We start from the raw sequence: 522 nt of genomic DNA on the forward strand, positions 1-522 counted from the left end.
TTAAGCTGGGCATCCGTCCGGAGCGTATTCGCCGGGGACATCCGGAGGAAAACGGACGCCATGAACGCATGCACCGCTCTCTCAAATACAGCCTGAGCTTCGATAACCGGCATTCGACTCTGGAAGCCCAGCAGGCGTGGTTCGACCATTACCGGGAGGAGTTTAACCGGGAACGGCCACATGAGGCACTGGGCGGGCTGACCCCCGGCGGCATCTGGGTGCCGTCGCCCCGGCAATGGGACGGAAAAACGCCGGAGGTGAGTTATCCGGAGGGTGCACGGATTTATCGGGTCGGACCGAAAGGCGTTATACACATCGGTAAACGTGTGTTCCTGAATCAGGCGCTACGGGGGGAATATGTGATGCTGGAGGAACGGGAAGATGGGGTGGATGTCATTATATTTAACCGGATGGACCTTGCTTACTACGACAGACGTAAGCAAAGTATCATCCGGATAGATTAGGCTGAATGTGTTACCTGTGTGGCCGGTCTGATCTGTAACCTATGTGACCGGTCGTACA

General features: G+C 56.1%; 1 protein-coding gene. It reads left to right on the plus strand.

Annotated elements, in window-relative coordinates:
* The coding region (locus AAE045_RS24290) for an integrase core domain-containing protein (RefSeq protein WP_455549851.1) at positions 1-464 on the plus strand (464 nt) is incomplete at its 5' end.
* Positions 465-522: the final 58 nt, after the last annotated feature.

The organism is Dryocola clanedunensis (genome assembly GCF_038405435.1).
Lineage (GTDB): Bacteria > Pseudomonadota > Gammaproteobacteria > Enterobacterales > Enterobacteriaceae > Dryocola > Dryocola clanedunensis_A.